Origin of the sequence: Pseudomonas sp. IT-P12, assembly GCF_949767465.1 — a bacterium.
Lineage (GTDB): Bacteria > Pseudomonadota > Gammaproteobacteria > Pseudomonadales > Pseudomonadaceae > Aquipseudomonas.
The window spans coordinates 1-25,711 of record NZ_CATKPY010000028.1; the positions used below are offsets into that span (position 1 = coordinate 1).

The window sequence follows — 25,711 nt, forward strand, 5'->3', positions numbered from 1 at the left end:
GTTCGGCCCTCCACAAACCAGGCGGCTTGCGGCTGTCACGGTCTGCCGACAATGCTAAGGTTCGCCCCTAGCTTTTGTATTTTCCAAGGAAGCCTTTATGCCGGACGCAACGTCCCTCAGTGCTGGTTTTATGGTGGTTCACGGCAACCGCCTGGACGAGTTGCGCAGCCTGGTGGTCAGCTGGATGCGGCGCTATCCATTGGCTCCCTTGGAAAACGAAATCGCCCTGGTGCAGAGCAACGGTATCGCCCAGTGGCTTAAGCTGGCATTGGCTGAAGATCCGGAAGAGGACGATATGGGCGGCTGCGGTATCGCCGCAGCGATCGACGTGCAGTTGCCGGGCAGCTTCATGTGGCAGCTCTATCGCATGGTCCTCGGCCGCGATGAAATTCCCGTCAAATCCTTGCTCGATAAAGCGCCCCTGACCTGGCGCCTGATGCGACTGCTTCCGCAGTTGATCGACCAGGCGCATTTCGAGCCACTGCAACGCTTCCTGACCGATGACGGTGATCTGCGCAAACGCTACCAACTGGCCGAGCGACTGGCTGACCTGTTCGACCAGTATCAGGTCTACCGCGCCGACTGGCTCGAGGACTGGGCAGAAGGTCGTCATCAATTGCGCAACGTTCGAGGTGAACCCAAGCCGTTGACGGCGGCCAACTGCTGGCAAGCCGAGTTGTGGCGGGCATTGCTGCTGGATGTGGGGGAGCAGGGCATGGCGCAAAGCCGGGCCGGTGTTCATCAACGCTTCATCGAGCGCATCAACAGCCTGGACACTGCGCCTGCCGGACTGCCTTCGCGAGTGATCGTCTTCGGGATTTCCTCGCTACCCGCTCAGGCGCTGGAGGCCCTCGCCGGCCTGGCTCGATTCAGCCAGGTGTTGCTGTGTGTCCATAACCCGTGCCGCCACCATTGGGCGGATATCGTTGCCGACAAGGACCTGTTGCGCCACCAATACAAGCGTCAGGCTCGCAAGAGCGGCATGCCGGTGGTGCTCGATTCGCAGACCCTGCATCAGCATGCTCATCCACTATTGGCCGCCTGGGGCAAGCAGGGGCGGGACTACATCAATCTGCTCGACAGCTACGACGACCCCAACAGTTATCGCTCGGCGTTTCGCGATGGGCGCATCGATCTGTTCAGTGACAGCCTGCCCTTGAACATGCTCAATCAACTGCAGGACGACATCCTCGAATTGCGTCCCCTCAATGAAACGCGTGAACGCTGGCCAGCGGTCGATCTGAAGCAGGATCAGTCGATCCGTTTTCACATCGCCCACAGCGCCCAGCGTGAAGTGGAAATCCTCCACGATCAGTTGCTCGCGCGCTTCAGTGCCGACCCTGACCTGAAACCTCGCGACATCATCGTGATGGTCCCTGACATCGACAGCTACGCACCGCATATCCGTGCCGTCTTTGGTCAGCTCGAGCGCAATGAAACGCGCTTCATCCCCTTCACCCTCGCCGACCAGGGCCAGCGCGGTCGCGACCCGTTGCTGATCGCGGTCGAACACCTGCTCAAGCTGCCCGACAGTCGATTCCCTGTCAGTGAAATTCTCGACCTGCTGGATGTTCCGGCGCTGCGTGCCCGCTTCGGTGTCGAGGAGCGTGACCTGCCGACCCTGCACCGCTGGATCGAAGGGGCGGGTATCCGCTGGGGCATGAATGCCGGGCAACGTGCTGGCCTGGGTTTGCCGCAGGCGCTGGAGCAAAACAGTTGGCGCTTCGGCCTGCGACGGATGCTGCTCGGCTATGCCGTGGGCAGCGGCGATGCTTGCGAAGGTATCGAGCCGTATGACGAAATCGGCGGGCTGGATGCCGCGCTGATTGGCCCGCTGGTGGCATTGCTCGATGCGCTGGAGATTGCGCACCGCGAACTCTCTGAACCGGCACCCCCCCAGCAATGGGGCCAGCGCCTGCAAGCGCTGGTGCAATTGTTTTTCCAGGCCAGCAATGAACATGACGACTACCTGCTGGCCCAGCTCGAAGAGCTGCGCGAAACCTGGCTGGAGACCTGCGAATCGGTCGGCCTGCATGATGATCTGCCGTTGACCGTTGTCCGTGAAGCCTGGCTCGCCGGCCTCGATCAGGGGCGTTTGTCCCAGCGCTTTCTCGCCGGTGCGGTGAACTTCTGCACCTTGATGCCGATGCGGGCGATCCCCTTCAAACTGGTGTGTCTGCTGGGCATGAACGATGGCGATTATCCGCGTGCGCAACCGCCGCTGGACTTCGACCTGATGGGCAGTGACTACCGTCCCGGCGACCGCTCGCGTCGCGAAGACGACCGCTACCTGCTGCTCGAAGCCTTGCTGTCGGCACGTGATCAACTCTATGTCAGCTGGGTCGGGCGCAGTATTCGCGACAACAGCGAGCGCCCCGCATCGGTATTGATCGGGCAACTGCGTGACCATCTCGCCAGCGGCTGGCGATTGCAGGCTGCTGACGAAGGCTTGCTCGAGGCCATGACCCAGGAGCATCCATTGCAACCGTTCAGCGCCCGTTACTTTCATGAGGGCGATGAGCTGTTCAGTTACGCCAGTGAATGGCAGGCGCTGCATCAAACCAGTGAGACCGTCAGCGACGGTGGCCTCCTGCCGCCCTACGTGCAGGAGGAACCGTTGAGCCTGGGCCAGTTGCAGGATTTCCTGCGCAACCCCGTGCGGCATTTCTTCAGCCAGCGCCTGAAAGTGTTCTTCGAGGCGGCTGAAGTGCCGTTGGCCGATGAAGAACCCTTTGTGCTCGACGCGCTGCAACGCTACAGCCTCAGCGACAATCTGCTCGGCGCCGCGCTGGCCCGGATCGATCTGGCCGATGAGGCATTGGTGTCGCAGGCCAAGCGCCTGCAAAACAGCGGCCTGCTGCCCATGGCCGGATTTGGCGAATGCCTGCAACGCGAGTTGATCGAGCCGCTGCCCGATCTGTTGCAACGCTATCAGCAACTGCTGGCATTGTGGCCCATGCCGCTCGACAGTGCGTTGCCGATCAGTCTCGAATCCCAGGGTGTGCGCCTGGAAGGCTGGCTCAGCGGCCTGCACCAACGTGCAGACGGCGGGTTGCTGTCGGTGACCACGATTCCCAACAGTATCGGCTCGATCAAGGCGCGCAAGTGGCATCGGCTCACTCGCCCGTGGGTCAATCACCTGGTGGCCTGTGCCAGTGGTCTGGCGATGACCACGGCGTTGGTGGCCAGCGACGACAGTCTGCTGTTGGCTCCGCTGGAAGAGGAGGCCGCCTCGCGAATGCTGGGCGACCTGTTGCAGGCCTGGCAGACGGGCATGCGCCAGCCCCTGCCGGTTGCGGTGAAGACGGCGTTTGCGTGGCTCGGCCAGACCGATCCGGCGAAGGCTGACGCCGCTGCCCGCAAGGCCTATGAAGGCGATGGCCTGACCACTGACGGCGAGCGTCGCGAAAGCCCTGCGCTTGCACGGCAGTTCGCTGGCTACGACGCCTTGATCGGCGACGAGACCTTCCCTGATTGGTGCAACGCTTTGTACAAACCCATCGTGGACGCTTCCTGGCGTTCAGTGACCGGTGAGGAGGCGCGCTCATGACGGCGAAAACACCGCTGGCCCTGGCCTTCCCCTTGCGCGGCAGCCAACTGATCGAAGCCAGCGCCGGCACCGGCAAGACCTTCACCATCTCCGCGCTGTACTTGCGCCTGGTCCTCGGCCACGGCGGCGAGGCGAGTGGCTTCGGGCGTGAATTGTTGCCGCCGCAGATCCTCGTCGTGACCTTCACCGACGCCGCGACCAAGGAGTTGCGCGAACGGATTCGAACGCGCCTGGCGGAAGCCGCGCGGTTTTTCCGTGATGAAACACCGGCGCCCGATGCCCTCATTGCGCAGTTGCGCGATGAGTATCTGCCGGAGCAGTGGCCCGGTTGCGCGAACCGTCTGGACATCGCCGCACAGTGGATGGACGAAGCCGCGGTCTCGACCATCCACAGTTGGTGCCAGCGGATGTTGCGCGAGCACGCCTTCGACAGCGGCAGCCTGTTCACCCAGACCCTGGAAACCGACCACAGCGATTTGCTGGGCGAGGTGCTGCGTGATTACTGGCGCCTGTTCTGCTACCCGATGCAAGGCGATGCACTGGACTGGGTGCGGATCAATTGGGGCGGTCCGGCAGCCTTGTTGCCGCGAATCCGAGGCTTGTTCGCCAGTGCGCGCAGCAGCGATGAAGACAGAGAGCCCGCCGAGCTGATCCGCGAATGCCTGCACGCGCGCCGGACCGCCTTGATCGACTTGAAGAAACCCTGGTGTCAGTGGGCGGACGAATTGCTCGCCATCTGCCATGAGGGGGTGGCGAGCAAGCATGTCGACGGGCGCAAGATGCAGGCGCGCTACTTCGAACCCTGGTTCGAGAAGCTGAAGGCCTGGGCCGAGGACGAGTCGCTCGAGCAGCTGGACATCGGCACCGGTTTCAGCCGGCTGACCCCCGACGGCATGGCCGAGGCGTGGAAGAAGGGCGATGTTCCCAGCCATCCGGGACTGGATGCCATGCCCGGCCTCAAGGCCAGCCTCGATGCATTGCCCACCCCCGATGCGGCGGTCCTGCAACACGCGGCACGTTGGGTGAGCACACAGTTCGAGGCGCAGAAGCGTCGTCGCGCAGAAATGGGCTTCGACGACATGTTGCTGCGCCTCGATGCCGCGCTGCAAGCCGAGGGCGGTGAACGCCTGGCGACCTTGATCCGCGAGCAGTTCCCGGTGGCGTTGATCGATGAGTTTCAGGACACCGACCCGGTGCAGTACCGGATTTTCGAAAGCATCTATCGCATCGAAGCCAATAACCCCGAATGCGGCCTGTTCCTGATCGGCGATCCCAAGCAGGCGATCTACGCTTTCCGGGGTGCCGATATCTACACCTACCTTCGTGCCCGCCAGGCCACGACCGGGCGATTACATACCCTGGGCACCAACTTCCGTTCCAGCCACGGCATGGTCGGTGCGGTCAATCATGTGTTTGCCCGCGCCGAATCGCGGGAGGCCGGGCGGGGCGCCTTCCTGTTCCGTGAAAGCACGGGTGAAAACCCTGTGCCGTTTCTGCCGGTCGAATCCCAGGGCCGCAAGGAAACGCTCAGCGTCGCAGGCCAGGTGGTGCCCGCGTTGAACATCTGGCACCTGTCGGCCGATCAGCCTTTGTCCGGTGCGGTTTACCGCCAGCAACTGGCCGCCGCGTGCGCCAGTCAGATCACCGCGTTGCTCAACGGCGGACAACAAGGCCAAGTCGGTTTCCTTCAGCAGGGCAAGGATTTCAAAGGCCTGTTGCCGGCGGATATCGCGATCCTGGTGCGCGACGGCAAAGAGGCTCAGGCCGTCCGTGCCGAGCTCTCCGCCCGGGGCGTGCGCAGCGTGTATCTTTCCGACAAGGATTCGGTGTTCGCCGCCCAGGAAGCCCACGACCTGCTGACCTGGCTCAAAGCCTGCGCCGAGCCGGATGTCGAACGCCCGTTGCGCGCAGCGCTGGCCAGCATCACGCTGAACCTGTCGCTGGCCGAGCTTGAGCGCTTGAATCAGGATGAGCTGGCCTGGGAAGCGCGGGTCATGCAGTTCCGCGGTTATCGCGAGCTCTGGCGCAAGCAGGGTGTGTTGCCGATGCTGCGACGATTGCTGCACGACTTCCAGCTGCCTCAGGCCTTGATTGCGCGCAATGACGGCGAGCGGGTGCTGACCAACCTGCTGCACCTGTCCGAGTTGCTGCAACAGGCGGCGGCCGAGCTCGATGGCGAGCAAGCGCTGATCCGTCATTTGGCCGAGCACCTGGCGTTGTCCGGTCAGGCGGGGGAGGAACAGATCCTGCGCCTGGAGAGCGACGAGCAACTGGTCAAGGTCGTGACCATTCACAAGTCCAAGGGCCTGGAATATCCGTTGGTGTTCCTGCCTTTCGTGTGTTCGGCAAAACCGGTGGACGGCAGCCGTCTGCCGCTGCATTACCACGATGAAAACGGCAATGCCCAGGTGACCCTGACGCCGACGCCGGAGCTGATCGCCCTGGCGGATGATGAGCGGCTGGCCGAGGACCTGCGTTTGCTCTACGTCGCCCTGACCCGGGCCCGGCATGCTTGCTGGCTCGGGGTCGCGGACCTCAAGCGCGGCAACAACAGCAGCTCGGTGTTGCACCTTTCGGCGCTGGGCTACCTGCTGGGCGGCGGTGCTGCCCTGACGGAGTCGCCAGGACTGACGCGCTGGCTGCAAGACCTGCAGCAGGACTGCCCGGCGCTGCACTGCGGTGAGATGCCGGACAGCACCGACGAGCATTACCAGCCGCCGCAAAACAAGGCGATATTGCTCGCGGCCCTGACGCCCCGGCGCAAGGCCAGCGAGAACTGGTGGATTGCCTCCTACAGCGCCCTGCGCATTGGCGACAGCCTGAGCGTCGGCAGCGCCGAAGCCCCGGAAAACCCGCAGGCGCAAAAGCTGTTCGACGACGAGCGCCTGGATCCCGAAGCACCTCGCGAAGTGGTGGCCGGCGGTGCCGACATCCATCGATTCCCTCGTGGTCCGAATCCCGGCACTTTCCTCCATGGCTTGCTCGAATGGGCCGGTGACGAAGGCTTCGCTGCCACGCCGCAGTCCGTGGAAGACGCGATTGCCCGGCGCTGCAACCGCCGTGGCTGGGAAGGCTGGATCAGCACGCTGAGCGACTGGTTGCAGCACTTGCTCACGTTGCCGATGCCCGCCGGTTCCGACCGGCCGCCGGTGATCCTGGCGCAGTTGCAGCACTACCGGGTCGAAATGGAATTCTGGTTCGCCAGCCACAAGGTCGATGTGCTCAAGCTCGATGAACTGGTGCGTCAATACACCCACAACGGCGTGGCCCGTGTCGCCGCCGAACCGGTGATGCTCAACGGCATGTTCAAGGGCTTCATCGACCTGACGTTCGAACACGACGGCCGCTATTACGTCGCCGATTACAAATCCAACTGGCTCGGTGTCGATGACATGGCTTACACCGAGCAGGCCATGGAACAGTCGATCCTGGACAACCGCTACGACCTGCAATATGTGCTGTACCTGCTGGCCCTGCATCGCCAGCTCAAGGCGCGGCTTGCCGATTACGATTACGACCGGCACGTCGGCGGTGCGTTGTATCTGTTTCTGCGGGGCACCCGGGCGGCTTCCCAGGGCGTGTATTTCTCCCGGCCGCCAAAAGACTTGATCGAGCGTCTGGACCGGTTGTTCCAGGGTAAACCGCAACCCCGGGCCGAACCGGCCTGGGAGCAGGGAGAATTGCTATGAGCCGCACCTTCGCCGACTTGCTGCCCACGCCGTTGGCGGCGCAAAGCCTGGCGAGCCTGGCACCGTTGAGCCGCGCCGATGACCTGCTGTTGTTGCTCACCCGTTGGGTCGAGCGCGGCTGGTTGCGTGCGTTGGACAAGGCTTTCGTCGCCTTCCTGCATGAACTGGCCCCGGACGATGACCCACTGGTGTTGCTGGCGGCGGCGTTGACCAGCCATCAACTGGGGCACGGTCACGTTTGCCTGGACCTGTTCGAAACCCTCAAGGCGCCGGACTTCGCCTTGTCGTTGCCACCCGAGGGCGACCTGCACAGCGGCGCGATGCTGCTGCCTTCGCAGTTGCTGGAGACCGTGGACGGCGCTCATTGGTGCAAGGTGCTGGCCAGCAGCAAGCTGGTGGCGCTGGCGGTCGACGACAGCGCAACGGCGCAGCAGCGGCCGTTGGTGTTATCCGCAAAGCGCCTGTACCTGCGACGCTATTGGGCGTACGAGCGACGCATCGATAACGCGCTGCAAATGCGCCTGGCGGAGCATGAAGCGACGCCGGATGATCTGCCGCAACGGCTGACCGGCCTGTTCGGCCCTGCTCGCCCCGGTGAGCCGATCGACTGGCAGAAACTCGCCTGTGCCCTGGCCACCCGCAGCGCCTTCAGCATCGTCACGGGCGGGCCGGGAACCGGCAAGACCACCACGGTCGTGCGCTTGCTGGCCTTGCTCCAGGCACCGGCGGTGGAGGCCGGCAAGCCCTTGCGCATCCGTCTCGCCGCGCCCACCGGCAAAGCGGCGGCACGGCTGACGGAATCCATCAGCCAGCAGGTCCGCTCGCTCACGGTCGCCGAAGCCGTGCGGGAGAAAATCCCCTCGGACGTCACCACCGTGCACCGCCTGCTCGGCAGCCGTCCCGGCACCCGGCATTTCCGCCACCACGCCGGTAATCGCCTGCCGCTGGATGTGCTGGTGGTGGACGAAGCGTCGATGATCGACCTGGAGATGATGGCCAATCTTCTCGACGCGATGCCGGCCCATGCCCGGCTGGTGCTGCTGGGTGACAAGGATCAACTGGCGTCGGTGGAGGCCGGCGCCGTGCTGGGTGACCTGTGCCGTGACGCCGAGGCCGGCTGGTACAGCCCGCAGACACGGCAATGGCTGCAGGCCGTCAGTGGTGAACAACTGCAAACCAGTGGCTTGCAGGAAGATCGACACGGCACCCACCCGCTGGCGCAGCAGGTGGTGATGCTGCGTCACTCGCGCCGGTTCGGCGAGGGCAGCGGGATTGGCCTGCTGGCGCGTCGGGTCAACCAACAGCAACCCGAAGAGGCCCGCAACCTGTTGACGGCACGTAGTCACGACGATGTGTTTTGCCTGCCGCTCAAAGGTGAGCAGGATCGAGCGCTGGAGCGTTTGTTGCTCGACGGCCATGGCGACGGTCCGCAGGGGTATCGGCATTACCTTCGCTTGCTGCGCGAGCGTCGGCCTGCGCTGGACAGCCGTATCGACGATGGCCGCTGGACCGATTGGGCGCGCGATGTGTTGCAAGCCTTCGATGCGTTCCAGTTGTTGTGTGCCGTGCGCAAGGGACCCTGGGGCGTGGAGGGCCTCAATCAGCGGGTGACCGACGCTCTGCTCAAGGCCCGGCTGATCGACAGCAATCAGCAATGGTACGAAGGCCGGCCGGTGCTGATGACGCGCAACGACTACGGGCTCGGCCTGATGAACGGCGACATCGGCATTGCGCTCAAGGTGCCGGAGCGCGACGGCCCGGACGCGGGGCGTCAGGTGCTGCGCGTGGCTTTCCCGCGCAACGATGGCCAGGGTGGCGTGCGCTTTGTCCTGCCCAGCCGTTTGAATGACGTGGAAACCGTGTACGCCATGACCGTGCACAAATCCCAGGGCTCGGAATTTGCCCACACCGCACTGATTCTGCCGGACGCCCTGAACCCGGTGCTGACCAAGGAGCTGATCTATACCGGCATCACCCGGGCCAAGCACTGGTTCACCTTGATCGAGCCGCGCGCCGGCGTGTTCGAGGAAGCGGTACGGCGCAAGGTCAAGCGTTTGAGCGGCTTGATGCTGGCGCTGGAAGAGGATGCGCTTTCCGGGGGGTGAGGGTCGCCGTTCCGGCGCCAAAAAAATGGCTGTAACCCCCGGCTGGTGCGGCCTCGCGGGTGTTTCGGGGCTGTGCTATCGTTGCGGCATTATCCCGTTACAAGCGAAGAGAATCCCTGCATGAAGGTGGCTGTCAGGACGACAGGGCGCATCGTTGGCTGCAAGAAAATCGTGTTCGCGGGTTTTCTCTATGGGTTCAGTGGCCTGGTTTTCGCGCAAGCGCAAACCCCGCCCGGCATGGCCGATCAACGCGCCCACTCGGTCACGCAAGTGGTCCTCGGCATCCTCAGTTATGCCCGTTGGCCGGTCGAGCCGACCCAACTGCGCTTGTGCATCGTCGGCCCGACCGAGTACACCGACGACCTGGTCAAAGGCACGACCCAGGCCACTGGCCGGCCCGTGACCGTGCGCCGCTTGCTCGCCGACAACCCGTCCATCGTCAGTGAGTGCGATGCGCTGTACATCGGCAAGCTCACCGGTGAGGAACGCAGCCGCCTGTTCGCCTCGGTGACAGGTCGTCCGGTGCTGAGCATCAGCGAAAGCGATGACCCCTGCACCGTTGGCAGTCTGTTTTGCCTGCGGGTTGGCGATGAGCAGGTGTCCTTCGAAGTCAATCTGGATTCCGTCGCCCGCAGCGGCGTGCGCATTCATCCCAGCGTGCTGCAACTCTCGCGTCGCAAGTCGGCGGCGCCATGACTCAGTCCACAGCGGGCCATCGCCCGACCTTGCATTCGGTCATCGGCCGCGGTCATTTGATCGTTGCCTTGGTGGCGGTGGCCATGGCCAGCATTTCGCTGACACTGCTGGGTGTCCTCGCCCTGCGGGTCTATGCCGATCACAACCTGCATTTGATCGCACGCTCGATCAACTACACCGTGGAAGCGGCGGTGGTGTTCAATGACAAGCCAGCGGCCACCGAAGCCCTGGCCTTGATCGCGTCCACCGAGGAAGTGGCCGATGCCCAGGTGCTGGATGCCCAAGGTCGGTTGTTGGCGCGATGGCAGCGCCCGGAGAGCGGTTTTTTTTCCGACCTTGAAATGCAGATCGCCAAGGTGTTCCTGGAAAAACCGATCCGCCTGCCGATCGTCCATCAGGATCACGAAGTCGGCAGCATTCAACTCACTGGCTACGGTGGCAGCCTGATGCGTTTCCTGCTCAGCGGCCTGGCGGGTATCGTGCTGTGCACGGCTGTCAGCGCCTGGGTGGCGCTGTACCTGGCGCGGCGGCAACTTCGCGGGATCACCGGCCCGTTGCGCAGCCTGGCTTCGGTGGCGCACGCCGCACGCAGCGAACGGGCATTCGACCGGCGTGTGCCTCCCGCCGCCATCGCCGAGCTCGACAACCTCGGCAACGACTTCAATGCCTTGCTCGATGAGCTGGAAAACTGGCAGACCCACCTGCAAAACGAAAACGAGACCCTGGCCCACCAGGCCAGCCACGACAGCCTCACCGGGTTGCCGAACCGGGCGTTTTTCGAGGGCCGGCTGATGCGTGCTCTGCGCAACGCCAACAAACTCAACGAGCGCGTGGCGGTGCTGTTTCTCGACAGCGACCGGTTCAAGGAGATCAACGATAACTTCGGCCACGCCGCCGGCGATGCAGTGCTGGTGGCCGTGGCCAATCGGGTGCGCGCGCAACTGCGCGAGGACGACCTGGTGGCGCGCCTGGGCGGCGATGAGTTTGCCGTCCTGCTGACACCGCTGCACAAGACCGAAGACGCCGAGCGCATCGCCGACAAGATCCTCGAGAGCATGGAAATGCCGATTGCATTGCCAGGCACTACGCAGGTATTGACGTCCCTCAGTATCGGCATCGCCGTGTACCCCGATCATGGAGTGACGCCAGGGGCGTTGCTCAACGCGGCCGATGCCGCCATGTACCAGGCCAAACGCCTCGCCCGAGGCGCACAGCACACGTCAGGGTCGGAGCACCCTGTCGCCGACGTTCAAACCAGGAGCTAATGTCCGTGTTCGCATTTCCCCAGCGTTTTTTCACCCTGATTTTGTTCATGGCGGTCATGGCACTGACCGGCTGCCAGACCGCCCCGCAAAAAGGCCTGACTGCCGCCCAGGTGGCGGTGCTCAAGCAACAAGGTTTCGAATTGACCGACGAGGGCTGGGCGTTCGGTTTGTCCGGCAAGGTGTTGTTTGGCAGTGATGTCGAAAGCCTGAATCCGCAGAGCACCGAAATCGTCGAGCGCATCGGCAAGGCGTTGTTGGGTGTCGGCATTGAGCGCGTGCGGATCGACGGTCACACCGACGCGTCGGGCAAGGAAGCCTACAACCAGCAACTGTCCGTGCGCCGGGCGAAAAGCGTGGCCAAGGTGCTGACCACCATCGGCATGCAGGAACAGAACATCCAGCTCCGCGGCCTGGGCGCCAGCCAGCCGGTGGCCACCAACGACACCGCCGCCGGCCGGACCGAGAATCGTCGGGTGTCGATTGTGGTGAGTGCGGATTAGTCGGCGAATGCCATCTCTCGATGTTCGCCCATCAATAACCCCTGGTTGCGCTCCGTCACTTCGCGGATGTAATCCCACAACAAGGTGATCCGCTTGAGCTTGCGCAGGTCCTCGCGGCAGTACATCCAGAATTGCCGGGTGATGTTGATCTCCTGCGGCAACACCGGCAGCAGGCGCGGGTCCTGGGCGGCGAGGAAGCACGGCAGGATCGCCAGCGAGCGTCCCTGCTGCGCGGCCACGAACTGGGCGATGACGCTGGTGCTGCGCAGGTTGGCGCTGGCGTTGGGCAATACATTGGCCAGGTACAGCAGCTCGGAGCTGAACGCCAGGTCGTCGACGTAACTGATGAAGGAATGCTTGCCCAGGTCGGCCGGGCGGTGGATGGGCGGGTGTTTGTCCAGGTAATCCTGGGTGGCGTACAGCTGCAGTTTGTAGTCGCAGAGTTTGCAGCAGACGTACGGCCCGTGCTCAGGGCGTTCCAGGGCAATGACGATGTCCGCCTCGCGCTTGGACAGGCTGATGAAGTGCGGCAGGGGCAGAATGTCCACGGAGATCGCCGGGTAGGCGTCGACGAAGTGGCTCAGTTGCGGGGTGATGAAGAAGCTGCCGAAACCTTCGGTGCAGCCCATGCGCACGTGCCCGGACAATGCCACGCCGGAGCCTGACACCTGTTCGCAGGCCATGTGCAACGTGCTTTCGATGGACTCGGCATAGACGAGCAGGCGCTGGCCTTCGGCGGTCAGGACGAAGCCGCTGGTCCGGGACTTCTCGAACAGCAGAGTGCCCAGCGCCGCTTCCAGCGAACTGATGCGCCGCGACACGGTGGTGTAGTCCACCGCCAGCCGCTTGGCAGCGGTGCTGGCCTTGCGGGTGCGGGCGACTTCGAGAAAAAACTTGAGGTCATCCCAGTTCAGCGACCCCAGTGACGTGATGTTTTTTTGCATGATGGACCGGCTTTTATGTGCGTTCTTATTAGAAGTTTGCACATCTATACTCCAGAAACAGTCCGATCACCACATCGCGACACACGCCTCATCTCAAGGCGACTTTCTCGCCTTGGCTCCCCAATAAGAACAATCTTCGGAGACCAGCATGAACGTATCGCTCACGCCCAATGAAACCACGGTGCACAAGGTCAAGCTGTTGATCGACGGCGAGTGGGTCGAGTCCCAGTCCACCGAATGGCACGACATCGTCAACCCGGCGACCCAGCAGGTGCTGGCCAAGGTGCCGTTTGCCACCGCGCAGGAAGTCGACGCGGCGATCAGTGCCGCCCATCGCGCTTTCCAGACCTGGAAGCTGACGCCCATCGGCGCGCGCATGCGCATCATGCTCAAGCTCCAGGCGCTGATTCGCGAGCATTCCAAGCGCATTGCCGTGGTACTCAGCAACGAACAGGGCAAAACCATCGCCGACGCCGAGGGCGATATTTTCCGTGGCCTGGAAGTGGTCGAGCATGCCTGTTCCATCGGTACCCTGCAGATGGGCGAGTTCGCTGAGAACGTTGCCAGCGGCGTCGATACTTACACTCTGCGCCAGCCCATCGGCGTGTGCGCCGGCATCACCCCGTTCAACTTCCCGGCGATGATTCCGCTGTGGATGTTCCCGATGGCCATTGCCTGCGGCAACACCTTCGTGCTCAAGCCGTCGGAACAGGATCCGCTGTCGACCATGCTGCTGGTGGAACTGGCCATCGAGGCCGGTGTTCCGGCCGGTGTGCTCAACGTGGTTCACGGTGGCAAGGACGTGGTGGATGCGCTCTGCACCCACAAGGACATCAAGGCCGTTTCCTTCGTCGGCTCGACGGCGGTCGGCACGCACGTCTACGACCTGGCCGGCAAGCATGGCAAGCGCGTGCAGTCGATGATGGGCGCAAAGAACCACGCCGTGGTGCTGCCGGACGCCAATCGCGAACAAGCGCTGAATGCGCTGGTGGGCGCCGGTTTCGGTGCCGCCGGGCAACGCTGCATGGCCACCTCGGTGGTGGTGCTGGTCGGTGCGTCGAAGCAATGGCTGCCAGACCTCAAGGCCCTGGCGCAGAAACTCAAGGTCAATGCCGGCAGTGAGCCTGGCACCGACGTCGGGCCGGTGATCTCGAAAAAGGCCAAGGCGCGGATTCTCGACCTGATCGAGAGCGGCATCAAGGAAGGCGCCAAGCTGGAGCTGGACGGCCGCGACATCTCCGTTCCCGGTTACGAGCAGGGCAACTTCGTGGGCCCGACCCTGTTTTCCGGGGTGACAACCGACATGCAGATCTACACCCAGGAAATCTTCGGCCCGGTGCTGGTGGTGCTGGAAGTCGACACCCTTGACCAGGCCATCGCTCTGGTCAACGCCAACCCGTTCGGTAATGGCACTGGCCTGTTCACCCAAAGCGGTGCGGCGGCGCGCAAGTTCCAGGCAGAAATCGACGTCGGCCAGGTCGGCATCAACATCCCGATCCCGGTGCCAGTGCCGTTCTTCAGCTTCACCGGCTCGCGCGGTTCCAAGCTCGGCGACCTCGGCCCTTATGGCAAGCAAGTGGTGCAGTTCTACACTCAGACCAAGACGGTCACCAGTCGCTGGTTCGATGACGACAGCGTCAATGACGGCGTGAACACCACCATCAACCTGCGCTAAGGAGCCGGACATGAAAATCGCTTTTATCGGCCTGGGCAACATGGGCGCGCCGATGGCGCGCAACCTGATCAAGGCCGGCCATTCGCTGCGGCTGGTGGACCTGAACAAGGTCGTACTGGCCGAGCTCGAGCAACTGGGCGGCAGCATCAGCGCCACCGCCCGCGAAGCGGCGCAAGGCGCAGAGCTGGTGATCACCATGCTGCCTGCCGCCGTGCATGTGCGCAGCGTGTGGCTCGGTGAAGACGGTGTGCTGGCCGGGATCGGCCAAGGTGTGCCGGCGGTGGACTGCAGCACCATCGACCCGCAGACGGCACGTGATGTGGCGGCGGCCGCAGCCGGACAGGGCGTGGCCATGGCCGACGCGCCGGTCTCCGGTGGCACGGGCGGTGCAGCGGCGGGGACGCTGACCTTCATGGTCGGCGCGACGCCGGAGCTGTTCGCGACCCTGCAACCGGTGCTGGCGCAGATGGGCCGCAACATCGTGCATTGCGGCGAAGTCGGCACCGGGCAGATCGCCAAGATCTGCAACAACCTGCTGCTGGGGATTTCCATGGTCGGCGTCAGTGAAGCCATGGCGCTGGGGGATGCGTTGGGGATCGACACGGGCGTGCTGGCCGGCATCATCAACAGCTCCACCGGGCGCTGCTGGAGTTCGGAAATGTACAACCCATGGCCGGGCATCGTCGAAACGGCGCCGGCCTCGCGCGGCTATACCGGTGGTTTTGGTGCCGAGCTGATGCTCAAGGACCTGGGACTGGCCACGGAAGCGGCGCGTCAGGCGCACCAGCCGGTGGTGCTCGGTGCGGTGGCCCAGCAGTTGTACCAGGCGATGAGCCAGCGAGGGGACGGCGGCAAGGACTTCTCGGCGATCGTTAACAGCTATCGCAAGCCGCAGTAATCGAGATCGGAAAACTGTGGGAGCGGGCTTGCTCGCGAAGTGGTGTTTCAGTCGATGTTGATAGTGACTGACACTCCCTCTTCGCGAGCAAGCCCGCTCCCACAGGTTCCAGCATCTGCATTTACCGGGAAATCACGTCGGGTGATTCCCCGGTTTTTTTGCCTCAGGCGAACACGAAGTACTTGCGCACGGTTTCGACCACTTCCCAGGTGCCTTTCATCCCCGGCTCGATGACGAAAATATCACCGGCACGCAGATGGATCGGCTCCTTGCCTTCCGGGGTGATGATGCAGTAACCCTCACGGAAGTCGCAGTACTCCCACTTCACATATTCCACGTACCACTTGCCCGGTGTGCAGATCCAGGTGCCCATGATCTTGCTGCCGTCTTCGCTGGTGTAGGCGTTGAGGTTGACGGTGTGCGGATCGCCTTCGAGTTTTTCCCATTTGCAGGCGTCGAGTACGGGCAGCGGGTGGGTGTCGCGAAGAACGGTAATCGGTGAGTTAGCGGTCATGATGACTCCGGACAGGGGAGGGGAAAGCTGAAGACGCATCCTGACCGGCTTGGCCTGCTCCGAGTTGTCTGTGCTCGACATCGAGGTGTCCAGAAACGCGCACTCCCACAGGAATACCGCCACAAAAAAGCCCCGGCATTCAGGGAGTGCCGGGGCTTTGTCTTACGCGGTTACTGGGTGACAGGCAGGTTTCGCTGCCGGGCGATGCGCAACCGGTAGCAAGCGTAGATCAGCAGCACCCACACCGGCATGGCGTACACCGAGGCACGGACTGGCGGAATCATCCAGATGACCCAGATGATCACCGCCATGAACGCCAGGCACAGGTAATTGGTGTAAGGCGACCAGAAGGCCTTGAAGCCCGGCACCACACCACGCTGGGTCATGGCTTTGCGGAATTTCAGGTGCGTCAGGCTGATCAGCGCCCAGTTGATCATCAACGAGGCCACCACCAGGGCGAACAGCAATTCCAGCGCTTCATGCGGTGCGAGGTAATTGACCACCACGGCCAGCAGGGTGATCAGCGCCGACACGCCCAGTGCCAGCAGCGGCACGCCTTGCTTGTTCAGCTTCATCAGCACCTTGGGGGCATCGCCTTGCTCGGCCAGGCCGTAAAGCATGCGGCTGTTGCAGTACACGCCGCTGTTGTAGACCGAGAGCGCGGCAGTGAGCACCACGAAGTTGAGGATCTGCGCGGCGGTGTCGCTGCCGATCAGGGCGAAGATCTGCACGAACGGGCTGCCGCTGTAGGCATCGCCCGAGGCGCCCAGTGTTTCCAGCAGTTGGTCCCACGGGTACAGCGACAGCAACACGGTGAGTGCGCCGACGTAGAAGATCAGTACCCGATAGACCACCTGGTTGATGGCCTTGGGAATGACTTTCCTCGGTTCGCTGGCCTCGGCCGCAGTGATGCCGACCAGTTCCAGGCCACCGAAGGAGAACATGATGAAGGCCATCGCCATCAGCAAACCGTTGGTGCCGTTGGGGAAGAACCCGCCGTGGCTCCACAGGTTGCTCACCGACGCTTGCGGGCCGCCGGTGCCGCTGAACAGCATGTAGCAGCCCAGGGCGATCATGCCGATGATGGCCACGACCTTGATGATCGCGAACCAGAATTCCATCTCGCCGAAGACTTTGACGTTCAGGCAGTTGATCAGATTGACCAGTACGAAGAATGCCGCCGCACTGACCCACGTCGGCACCTCCGGCCACCAGAACTGGATGTATTTGCCGACGGCCGTCAGCTCGGCCATGCCTACCAGCACGTACAGCACCCAGTAGTTCCAGCCCGACAGGAAACCGGCGAAGCCGCCCCAGTAATTGTGCGCGAAATGGCTGAACGAGCCGGCCACCGGTTCCTCGACGATCATCTCGCCCAGTTGGCGCATGATCAGGAACGCGATGAAACCGGCAATCGCGTAGCCGAGGATCATCGACGGGCCGGCAGACTTGAGGACGCCGGCGGAGCCCAGGAACAGCCCCGTGCCAATCGCACCGCCCAATGCGATCAGTTGAATGTGTCGATTCTTCAACCCTCGTTTCAGCGTTGCCTGTTGCAAAATTTCATCCGCCATCGCGTTCCCTTCTGGTTGTTGTGGCCAGGCCTGATTGGAAAGCGCAGATCTTACGCCTCGCCGCCTGTTTGTAATACTGATCGGGGTTCAGGGTTTGCGCTGCGCAAGGCCTTGAGCAACGCTTTGGCGTAACCGGGCAGGCCATCGAACGAACGGGCGCAGAGCAACAGTTTTCGCTGCGCCCAATCTTCCTTCAGGGCAAAACGCTTGAATGGCAGGTCGGCGCCACGGCGCTGGATCGCCACCTGCGGCACGATGGCCAGGCCCGCACCGCGTGCAACCATGCGCATCACCCCGTCGAAGCCCTCCGCACGGATACGGATCGACAAGCGCGTACCGGCGTGCAACGCCTGCTCCTCGAGGTACACCGCCAGTGCGCTGTTGGCGCTCAGGCCGACGAAATCGTGAGGCAGGGTGTCGCTGAACGTCGGGGTTGTCTGATTGGCCAGGGGATGGTCGGGCGGCATGATCAGCACCAGGGGATCATCGCAAAACGGCTGGGTGTCCAGACCGTGGGTGTCCACGGCGTCGGAGACGATGCCCAGGTCCGCCGCACCCTGGCGCAGGGCATGGACGATGCGCAGGCTGGGCATTTCCTGCAGGTCGATGTCGAGGTTGGGGTGGCGACAGAGGAAGTCGGCCAGCACTTCCGGCAGGTGTTCGGTGATCGCCGTGGTGTTGCACAGCAGGCGCACCTGGCCCTTGACGCCCTGGGCATAGTCGGCCAGGTCCTGTTGCATGCGTTCGGCGTGTTGCAGCAATAGCCGGGCGTGATGCGCCAGGGCTTTTCCTGCGGGCGTGGGCGTGACACCACGACGGCCGCGCTCGAGGAAGTCGATGCCCAGCGAGGATTCCATGGCACGGATCCGCGCGCTCGCCGCCGCCAGCGACAAATGGCTGCGCGCCGCGCCGGCGGTGATGTTGCCGGTGTCGAGGATGTTCAGGTAGAGGCGCAGGTCGGTGAGGTCGAAGTGCATTTTTTGCGGCAGCCTTTGGAGATGTGTTGTCTGGGCGGGCCAAATCGCGAGCAGGCTCGCTCCCACGGTGTTTTGCAGTGTTAATCAACTTGCACTCACACCATAAATCCTTGTGGGAGCGAGCCTGCTCGCGATTGGGCCGGCAGCAACACCCAAGTAGCTAGCCTCTGCCCAAGCAAGAGGCACCCTCAGTATATGGCAGATTTTCATCAGGCCGTTCCGGGCTCAGGATAGGCCCATGAACACACTCCTCGCGTACTACCAGAATCTCGGTCTGGCCCTGTCACTGTTGGTCGTCGCCACGTTCCTGCTGGCCGGCATGATCAAGGGCGTGATCGGCCTCGGCCTGCCCACCATTGCCATGGGTTTGCTCGGGCTGGCTATGGCACCGTCGCAGGCAGCGGCGCTGTTGATCATTCCCGCGACGCTGACCAACGTTTGGCAACTGGCCTTCGGCGGGCATTTGCGCGGCCTGCTCAAACGCCTGTGGCCGATGCTGCTGGCGATCTTCATCGGCACGGGCGCCGGCACGCTGTGGATCGGCATGACCGGGGGGCATTGGGTGGTGCGCGGGTTGGGGGCGGCGTTATTGCTCTATGCGTTGAGCGGCCTGTTCCTGCCGACCCTGCGCATGGGCCGTGCCACAGAGCGCTGGCTGGGCCCGCTGTGTGGCGTGCTGACCGGCGTGATCACCTCGGCCACTGGCGTCTTCGTGATTCCGGCGGTGCCGTACCTGCAGGCGCTGGGCTTGAGCCGGGATGAACTGGTGCAGGCGCTGGGCCTGTCGTTCACCGTGTCGACCCTTGCACTGGCTGCCGGCCTGTTGTGGCGCGATGCCTTGGGCGGCGGCGAGTTGGGGGCATCCTTGCTGGCGCTGATTCCGGCGGTGCTGGGCATGTGGCTGGGCCAATGGCTGCGCCAGCGGATCAGCGCGCCCCTGTTCAAGCGGGCATTTTTCATCGGCCTGGGGGTACTCGGCGGCCACTTGCTGATCAGCGGGTAGCGGACGACGGGCTGAGCATGTCGATGGCGCGGATCTCGAAATCCCGTTCCAGGTATTGCTCACGCTGATCGAGGAACTGCTTCATGTGCGGCAGGTTCGAGTGCACGTCGAGGTGCGCCTGGGATTGCCAGATCTCGAAGAAGATAAACAACGTCGGGTCCTGCTTGTCGCGCAGCATGTGGTACTCGATGCAGCCAGGCTCGGCGCGACTGGCCTCCACATAACCGCGGAAGAACGCTTCGAAGGCGTCGGATTTTTCCGGGCGGGTCTTGGCGTGCAGGATAAAACCTTGCATTTCACTCATCAAACGTCTCCTAGAGTTCGGAATTTGCGCCAAGTCTATGGCAACAATCCGCTATCGATTCGTGCGTATTGGTCAAATGAGTTTTGTGAGCCCGGGGCTTATTCCGCGCGAGGCCGGTCGTTAATCTGCCGCCATTGCATTTTTGACCCTTCCGAGAGATTTCATGAAAAAAGTCCTGTTGCTCAATGGCGGTAAAAAGTTCGCTCACTCCGATGGCCGCTACAACGCCACCCTGCATGAAACGGCACTGAGCGTGCTGGATCGCGGTGGCGTCGACGTGAAGACCACCTTCATCGACGAGGGGTACGACATCGCCGAGGAGGTGGCCAAGTTCCTCTGGGCCGACGTGATCATTTATCAGATGCCGGGCTGGTGGATGGGCGCGCCATGGACCGTGAAAAAGTACATCGATGAAGTGTTCACCGAAGGCCATGGCAGCCTCTACGCCAGTGACGGTCGCACCCGTTCCGATGCGTCGCAGAAGTACGGCAGCGGCGGTCTGGTGCAGGGCAAGCAATACATGTTGTCGCTGACCTGGAACGCGCCGCAGCAAGCGTTCGACGACCCGACCGACTTCTTCGAAGGCAAGGGCGTGGACGCCGTGTACTTCCCGTTCCACAAGGCCAACCAGTTCCTCGGCATGAGCGGTTTGCCGACGTTCCTCTGCGTCGACGTGATGAAACGTCCGAATATCGAGGCCGATGTCGCACGTTACGAGCAGCATTTGACCGAGGTGTTCGGTCTCAAGGCTTGAGGTTCCTTTTGCCCCTCATCCAGCTACTATCAGGCCAGTCTTGAATGAGGGGCCTATGTGAAAGCCAGATCCGATGAATTGCAGATTTTCGTCTGCGTGATTGAGTGTGGGTCGATCTCGGCGGCAGCCGAGCAGGTCGGGCAAACGCCGTCGGCGGTCAGTCGTACCCTGTCGCGGCTGGAGGCCAAGCTCGATACCACACTGATCAACCGCACCACGCGGCGCATGGACCTGACCGAGGAGGGCAAATATTTCTTCGAGCACGCCAAGCTGATTCTCGATCAGATGGATGAGCTCGAAGAACGCCTGTCCTCACGCCAGCAGACCCCGTCCGGGCGTTTGCGGATCAACGCCGCCTCGCCTTTCATGCTGCACGCCATCGTGCCGTACATCGACGAGTTCCGCCGGCTCTATCCCGACATCCAGCTGGAACTCAACAGCAACGACCTGATCATTGACCTGCTGGAACAAAGCACTGACATCGCCATTCGCATCGGCGCCCTGGCCGACTCGACCCTGCACGCCCGCTCACTGGGTTGCAGCCCGTTGCACATCGTCGCCAGCCCGGCTTACCTCGAACGACACGGCACGCCGAGAGGGGTGGAGGACCTGGGTGGACATGCGCTGCTCGGTTTCACCCACAACGAAGGCCTCAACCAGTGGCCGTTGCGTCATGTGCATGGCGATCGTTGGCCGATCCAGGCGTCGATCAGCGCCTCCAGCGGCGAGACGATCCGCCACCTCGCCCTCGAAGGTCAGGGCATTGCCAGCCTGTCGCATTTCATGACCATCGACGACATCCGCGCCGGGCGCCTGAAAGTACTGTTGGCGGACTTCAACAGTGGTTATCGCCAGCCGATCAACGCGGTGTACTACCGCAACTCGCAACTGGCGTTGCGCATTCAATGTTTCCTGGACTTCATCCAGGGCAAGCTGGCGCTTTATGCCAGTTCGGATTTCAAGGACTGATTCGTGATCCCTGCGCAAGATTGAATTGGGTCAATGGGGATTTTTCGTCCGTAACGTCGCCGGGATACTGGTGACATCAATGACTGACGCAGGGAGATTCCCCATGAATGTTTTCGTCACCGGCGCGGCCGGTTTCATCGGCGGTTCCATCGCCACCGGCCTGATCCGTGCCGGCCACACCGTCACCGGCCTGGTGCGCAGCAGCGAGCAGGCCCATGAGTTGCGCGCCCTGGGCATCACTGCGGTGATCGGCACCCTCGACGACAGCGCACTCCTGGCGCAACAGGCCCGTGCAGCCGACGCGGTGATCAACGCCGCCAGCAGCGACCATCTCGGCGCGGTGCAAGCCTTGCTCGACGCCTTGCGCGGTTCGCAAAAAGTCTTCCTCCACACCAGCGGTTCGAGCATTGTCGGCGATGCGTCGGGCGGCCAGGCCAGTGACGCGATCTACTACGAGGACACACTGCCGGAACCGACGGTGGACAAGGCGGCGCGGGTGGCCATCGATAACTTGATCCTCGCGGCGGCAAAAGACGGCGTGAACTCGGCGGTGATCTGCAACACGCTGATCTACGGCCACAGCCTGGGGGTCAAACGCGACAGCGTGCAATTGCCGCGCCTGCTGAAACAGGCGCGCAAAAGCGGGGTGGTGCGCCATGTCGGCAGCGGTCGCAATATCTGGTCCAACGTGCACATTGAAGACGTGGTGGCGCTGTACCTGTTGGCGCTGACGAAAAACGTACCGGGCACCTTCTACTTCGTGGAAAGCGGTGAAGCGTCGTTCATCGAGATGACCACGGCGATCGCCCAAGCCTTGAACCTGGGTGAGCCTCAGGACTGGCCGTTGCAGGACGCCGAGGCCGAGTGGGGCTATGAAATGGCCAACTATGGCCTGGGCTCCAACAGCCGGGTGCGTGGCCAGCAGGCGCGCGAGTTGCTGGGCTGGGTGCCCAAGCGCACGTCGGTGGTGGAGTGGATCCGCGACGAGATGGTGTGAGTTCGCAGTAGACCGCATCGCTGCCATCGCCGGCAAGCCGGTCTCGCTCCCACAGGGATCCGGGTAAGCTGGGCCAATGTGGGAGTGAGACCGGCTTGCCGGCGATGCGGTTTCAATGTCCCCGAAGCTGGCCGGGCCGCCGTCAATTCCGTAACATCCGCACATTCCTTTCGCGACACCTGCATGCGGTCCCCCATGAAACTCAAAAATCTTCGCGCCGATGTCCTGGCCGGACTCACCACGTCTTTTGCCCTGCTGCCCGAATGCATCGCCTTTGCGCTGGTCGCGCATCTCAACCCACTGATGGGCCTGTACGGCGCCTTCATCATCTGCACCCTGACGGCGCTATTCGGCGGACGGCCGGGGATGGTGTCCGGCGCGGCGGGTTCGATGGCGGTGGTGATCGTCGCGCTGGTGGTGCAGCACGGTGTGCAATACCTGCTCGCCACAGTACTGCTGGGCGGCCTGGTCATGCTCGCGTTCGGGCTGCTGAAGCTGGGCAAGCTGGTGCGAATGGTGCCTCACCCGGTGATGCTCGGTTTCGTCAATGGCCTGGCGATCATCATCGCCCTGGCCCAGCTCGAACATTTCAAGAACGGTGACGCGTGGCTCACGGGGACGCCGCTGTACCTGATGGCGGGGCTGGTGGCGCTGACGATGGCAATCGTCTACGTGTTGCCGCGCCTGACGCGTGCGGTGCCGCCGGCGCTGGTGGCGATTCTCGGCGTCGGGCTGGCGGTGTACCTGCTGGGGCTGCCGACGCGCACGCTGGGCGACATGGCGCACATCGCTGGCGGCTTGCCGACGCTGGCGTGGCCGGAGATTCCGTGGACGCTCGAGACCCTGCGCATCATCGCACCCTACGCGATCCTGATGGCGCTGGTCGGCCTGCTGGAAACCCTGCTGACCCTGAACCTGACCGACGAAATCACCGAGACCCGCGGCTTCCCGGACCGCGAGTGCGTGGCGCTGGGAGCGGCGAACATGGTCTCTGGCGTGTTTGGCGGCATGGGGGGCTGCGCGATGATCGGCCAAACCGTGATCAACCTCAGTTCCGGCGGTCGCGGTCGATTGTCCGGCGTGGTGGCGGGCGTGCTGATTCTGTTGTTCATCCTGTTCCTGTCGCCACTGATCGAACGCATTCCGTTGGCCGCGCTGGTGGGGGTGATGTTCGTGGTGTCGCAGCAGACCTTCGCCTGGGCCTCGCTGCGGGTGGTGAACAAGGTGCCGTTGAATGATGTGCTGGTGATCGTCGCGGTCACGGTGATTACCGTGTTCACCGATCTGGCCACGGCGGTGCTGTGCGGGATCGTCATCGCCGCGCTGAATTTCGCCTGGCAGCAGGCGCGCGAGCTGTACGCCGACAGCCACCTCGAAGCCGACGGCAGCAAGCTGTACCTGTTGCATGGCACGCTGTTCTTCGCCTCGACCACGCCGTTTCTCAATCAGTTCGACCCCGCCAACGACCCGGCCGTGGTGACGATCGACTGCCGCCACCTGAGTTTCGTCGACTACTCGGCCATCGCCGCACTCAAGACCCTGCGCGAGCGCTACGCCAAGGCCGGCAAGCACCTGCGGGTGCTGCATTTGTCCGAGCGCTGCAAGAAGCTGCTCAAGCGCGCGCGGGTCAATCACGATTGAGGCGATGCCGGCCCGGTGGTTAACCCTGTGGGAGCGAGCCTGCTCGCGATAGCGGTGTGTCATTCACATCATTGTTGGCTGACACACCGCATCGCGAGCAGGCTCGCTCCCACAGGGGACGGTCGTACAGGATGAAAATCCGCCAGCCGGATTTTCATAACCCACCACCGCGCATGTCCCTGAGCGACAACCCATACCCCTGTACGAAAATTACTTTCACCTCGTTTGAAAGTCGCGATTCGAAATGTTTTAAGAGTTTCACAAAACCTTCGACGTGACCCTTTCGAGGAGTACCGCATGACCCTGTCCTTCGGCTATTGGCTGCTGGTGTATGCCGCCATCGCGATCATTGCGCTGATCGTGCTGATCGCCCGTTATCGACTCAATCCTTTCATAGTCATCACCCTGGTTTCGATCGGCCTGGCGCTGGTCGCGGGCATGCCGGCGTCCGGCGTGGTCGGCGCGTACGAGGCGGGTGTCGGCAAGACGCTGGGGCACATCGCCCTGGTGGTGGCGCTGGGAACGATGCTGGGCAAGATGATGGCCGAGTCCGGTGGCGCCGAGCAGGTGGCGCGGACCCTGATCGACCGGTTCGGCGAGCGCAACGCGCACTGGGCGATGGTCTGCATCGCTTTCCTGGTCGGGTTGCCGTTGTTCTTCGAGGTCGGTTTCGTGTTGCTGGTGCCGATCGCCTTCACCGTGGCGCGACGGGTCGGCGTGTCGATCCTGATGGTCGGTTTGCCGATGGTCGCCGGGTTGTCGGTGGTCCATGCGCTGGTGCCGCCGCACCCGGCGGCGATGCTGGCAGTGCAGGCCTATCAGGCGTCGGTAGGGCAGACGTTGCTCTACGCGATTGTCATCGGCATCCCCACGGCGATCATCGCCGGTCCCGTGTACGCGCGGTTCATCGTGCCGCGCATCCAACTGCCGGCGCAGAATCCACTGGAGCGCCAATTTCTTGATCGCGAACCGCGCGCCCGGCTGCCCGGTTTCGGGATCACCATGGCGACGATTCTGTTGCCGGTGGTGCTGATGCTCATCGGTGGCTGGGCCAACCTCATTTCCACCCCGGGCAGCGGTTTCAATCAGTTCCTGCTGTTCATCGGCAACTCGGTGATCGCGTTGCTGCTGGCCACGTTGCTGAGCTTCTGGACCTTGGGCATCGCCCAGGGCTTGAGCCGCGAATCGATCCTCAAGTTCACCAGCGAGTGCCTGGCGCCGACCGCCAGCATCACCCTGCTGGTGGGTGCCGGCGGTGGTCTGAACCGGATTCTGGTGGACGCGGGCGTCACCGATCAGATTGTCAGCCTGGCCCATCAATTCCACCTGTCGCCGTTGATCATGGGCTGGCTGTTCGCGGCGTTGATGCGCATCGCCACGGGCTCGGCGACGGTGGCCATGACCACTGCGTCGGGGGTGGTCGCACCGGTGGCCATCGGCCTGGGTTACCCGCATCCGGAACTGCTGGTGCTGGCGACCGGCGCCGGTTCGGTGATTTTTTCCCACGTCAACGACGGTGGCTTCTGGTTGATCAAGGAATACTTCAACATGAGCGTGGCCCAGACCTTCAAGACCTGGACCGTGCTGGAGACCATCATTTCGCTGGTCGCCTTCGGTCTGACCGTGGGGCTTTCCTACCTGATTTAACCGGAGCCG

The 25,711-nt window shown here is 63.0% G+C and carries 19 protein-coding genes; 14 read left to right on the forward strand and 5 right to left on the reverse strand.

Annotated features, from left to right (window positions below; translation table 11 throughout):
* Positions 1–97 precede the first annotated feature (97 nt).
* The 6 genes from recC to ACM6IM_RS28410 all read left to right on the forward strand — a co-directional run bounded on the left by recC (position 98) and on the right by ACM6IM_RS28410 (position 11,805).
* Positions 98–3,550 (forward strand): exodeoxyribonuclease V subunit gamma, encoded by a 3,453-nt coding sequence (recC, locus tag ACM6IM_RS28385; protein ID WP_414866920.1) that lies wholly within the window; start codon positions 98–100, stop codon positions 3,548–3,550.
* Entirely contained in the window at positions 3,547–7,239 is a 3,693-nt protein-coding gene (gene recB, locus ACM6IM_RS28390; protein ID WP_414866921.1) for an exodeoxyribonuclease V subunit beta, read from the forward strand. The genes recC and recB overlap by 4 nt, the downstream gene beginning before the upstream one ends.
* The gene (gene recD, locus ACM6IM_RS28395) at positions 7,236–9,344 is read left to right on the forward strand and encodes an exodeoxyribonuclease V subunit alpha (protein WP_414866922.1); all 2,109 of its coding nucleotides are present in this window, start codon (positions 7,236–7,238) and stop codon (positions 9,342–9,344) included. Before recB ends, recD begins: the two co-directional genes overlap by 4 nt.
* A gap of 120 nt (positions 9,345–9,464) precedes the next feature.
* Complete coding sequence (locus ACM6IM_RS28400) at positions 9,465–10,040, forward strand: YfiR family protein (RefSeq protein ID WP_192309393.1); 576 nt, start codon at positions 9,465–9,467, stop codon at positions 10,038–10,040.
* Positions 10,037–11,305 carry a diguanylate cyclase domain-containing protein gene (locus ACM6IM_RS28405; RefSeq protein WP_414866923.1) on the forward strand — a complete coding sequence of 423 codons (1,269 nt, stop codon included), beginning with the start codon at positions 10,037–10,039 and terminating at the stop codon, positions 11,303–11,305. The genes ACM6IM_RS28400 and ACM6IM_RS28405 overlap by 4 nt, the downstream gene beginning before the upstream one ends.
* The gene (locus ACM6IM_RS28410) at positions 11,305–11,805 is read left to right on the forward strand and encodes an OmpA family protein (RefSeq protein WP_414866924.1); all 501 of its coding nucleotides are present in this window, start codon (positions 11,305–11,307) and stop codon (positions 11,803–11,805) included. The genes ACM6IM_RS28405 and ACM6IM_RS28410 overlap by 1 nt, the downstream gene beginning before the upstream one ends.
* Here ACM6IM_RS28410 and ACM6IM_RS28415 read toward each other — a convergent pair.
* Complete coding sequence (locus ACM6IM_RS28415; RefSeq protein WP_414866925.1) at positions 11,802–12,749, reverse strand: LysR family transcriptional regulator; 948 nt, start codon at positions 12,747–12,749, stop codon at positions 11,802–11,804. The genes ACM6IM_RS28410 and ACM6IM_RS28415 overlap by 4 nt on opposite strands.
* A gap of 148 nt (positions 12,750–12,897) precedes the next feature.
* Here ACM6IM_RS28415 and ACM6IM_RS28420 point away from each other — a divergent pair, with 148 nt between their 5' ends.
* On the forward strand, positions 12,898–14,424 hold the full coding sequence (locus ACM6IM_RS28420) for a CoA-acylating methylmalonate-semialdehyde dehydrogenase (protein ID WP_414866926.1): 1,527 nt from the start codon (positions 12,898–12,900) through the stop codon (positions 14,422–14,424).
* Between the two features lie 10 nt (positions 14,425–14,434).
* Positions 14,435–15,322 carry a 3-hydroxyisobutyrate dehydrogenase gene (gene mmsB / locus ACM6IM_RS28425; RefSeq protein WP_414866927.1) on the forward strand — a complete coding sequence of 296 codons (888 nt, stop codon included), beginning with the start codon at positions 14,435–14,437 and terminating at the stop codon, positions 15,320–15,322.
* 163 nt (positions 15,323–15,485) lie between these two features.
* Here mmsB and ACM6IM_RS28430 read toward each other — a convergent pair whose 3' ends face one another.
* The 3 genes from ACM6IM_RS28430 to ACM6IM_RS28440 form a co-directional block, all read right to left on the reverse strand.
* Entirely contained in the window at positions 15,486–15,836 is a 351-nt protein-coding gene (locus ACM6IM_RS28430; protein WP_192309405.1) for a cupin domain-containing protein, read from the reverse strand.
* A gap of 170 nt (positions 15,837–16,006) precedes the next feature.
* Positions 16,007–17,410 carry an amino acid permease gene (locus tag ACM6IM_RS28435; RefSeq protein WP_201194456.1) on the reverse strand — a complete coding sequence of 468 codons (1,404 nt, stop codon included), beginning with the start codon at positions 17,408–17,410 and terminating at the stop codon, positions 16,007–16,009.
* Between the two features lie 50 nt (positions 17,411–17,460).
* Positions 17,461–18,387 carry a LysR substrate-binding domain-containing protein gene (locus ACM6IM_RS28440; protein ID WP_414866928.1) on the reverse strand — a complete coding sequence of 309 codons (927 nt, stop codon included), beginning with the start codon at positions 18,385–18,387 and terminating at the stop codon, positions 17,461–17,463.
* Positions 18,388–18,625: 238 nt separating this feature from the next.
* Between ACM6IM_RS28440 and ACM6IM_RS28445 the strand changes: the two genes are divergently transcribed.
* Positions 18,626–19,390 (forward strand): sulfite exporter TauE/SafE family protein, encoded by a 765-nt coding sequence (locus ACM6IM_RS28445; RefSeq protein WP_414866929.1) that lies wholly within the window; start codon positions 18,626–18,628, stop codon positions 19,388–19,390.
* Here ACM6IM_RS28445 and ACM6IM_RS28450 read toward each other — a convergent pair.
* Positions 19,380–19,694: a putative quinol monooxygenase gene (locus ACM6IM_RS28450; RefSeq protein WP_192309413.1), complete on the reverse strand. Its 315-nt coding sequence runs from the start codon at positions 19,692–19,694 to the stop codon at positions 19,380–19,382. The genes ACM6IM_RS28445 and ACM6IM_RS28450 overlap by 11 nt on opposite strands.
* 163 nt (positions 19,695–19,857) lie before the next feature.
* Between ACM6IM_RS28450 and ACM6IM_RS28455 the strand changes: the two genes are divergently transcribed.
* The 5 genes from ACM6IM_RS28455 to ACM6IM_RS28475 all read left to right on the forward strand — a co-directional run bounded on the left by ACM6IM_RS28455 (position 19,858) and on the right by ACM6IM_RS28475 (position 25,702).
* Entirely contained in the window at positions 19,858–20,448 is a 591-nt protein-coding gene (locus ACM6IM_RS28455) for an NAD(P)H-dependent oxidoreductase (RefSeq protein WP_414866930.1), read from the forward strand.
* Positions 20,449–20,505: 57 nt separating this feature from the next.
* Complete coding sequence (locus ACM6IM_RS28460; RefSeq protein WP_414866931.1) at positions 20,506–21,417, forward strand: LysR family transcriptional regulator; 912 nt, start codon at positions 20,506–20,508, stop codon at positions 21,415–21,417.
* 103 nt (positions 21,418–21,520) lie between these two features.
* Entirely contained in the window at positions 21,521–22,414 is an 894-nt protein-coding gene (locus ACM6IM_RS28465; protein WP_414866932.1) for an NAD-dependent epimerase/dehydratase family protein, read from the forward strand.
* A 195-nt stretch (positions 22,415–22,609) separates the two neighbouring features.
* The gene (locus ACM6IM_RS28470) at positions 22,610–24,055 is read left to right on the forward strand and encodes a SulP family inorganic anion transporter (protein ID WP_192309421.1); all 1,446 of its coding nucleotides are present in this window, start codon (positions 22,610–22,612) and stop codon (positions 24,053–24,055) included.
* Positions 24,056–24,352: 297 nt separating this feature from the next.
* Positions 24,353–25,702 carry a gluconate:H+ symporter gene (locus ACM6IM_RS28475; protein WP_414866933.1) on the forward strand — a complete coding sequence of 450 codons (1,350 nt, stop codon included), beginning with the start codon at positions 24,353–24,355 and terminating at the stop codon, positions 25,700–25,702.
* Positions 25,703–25,711 lie beyond the last annotated feature (9 nt).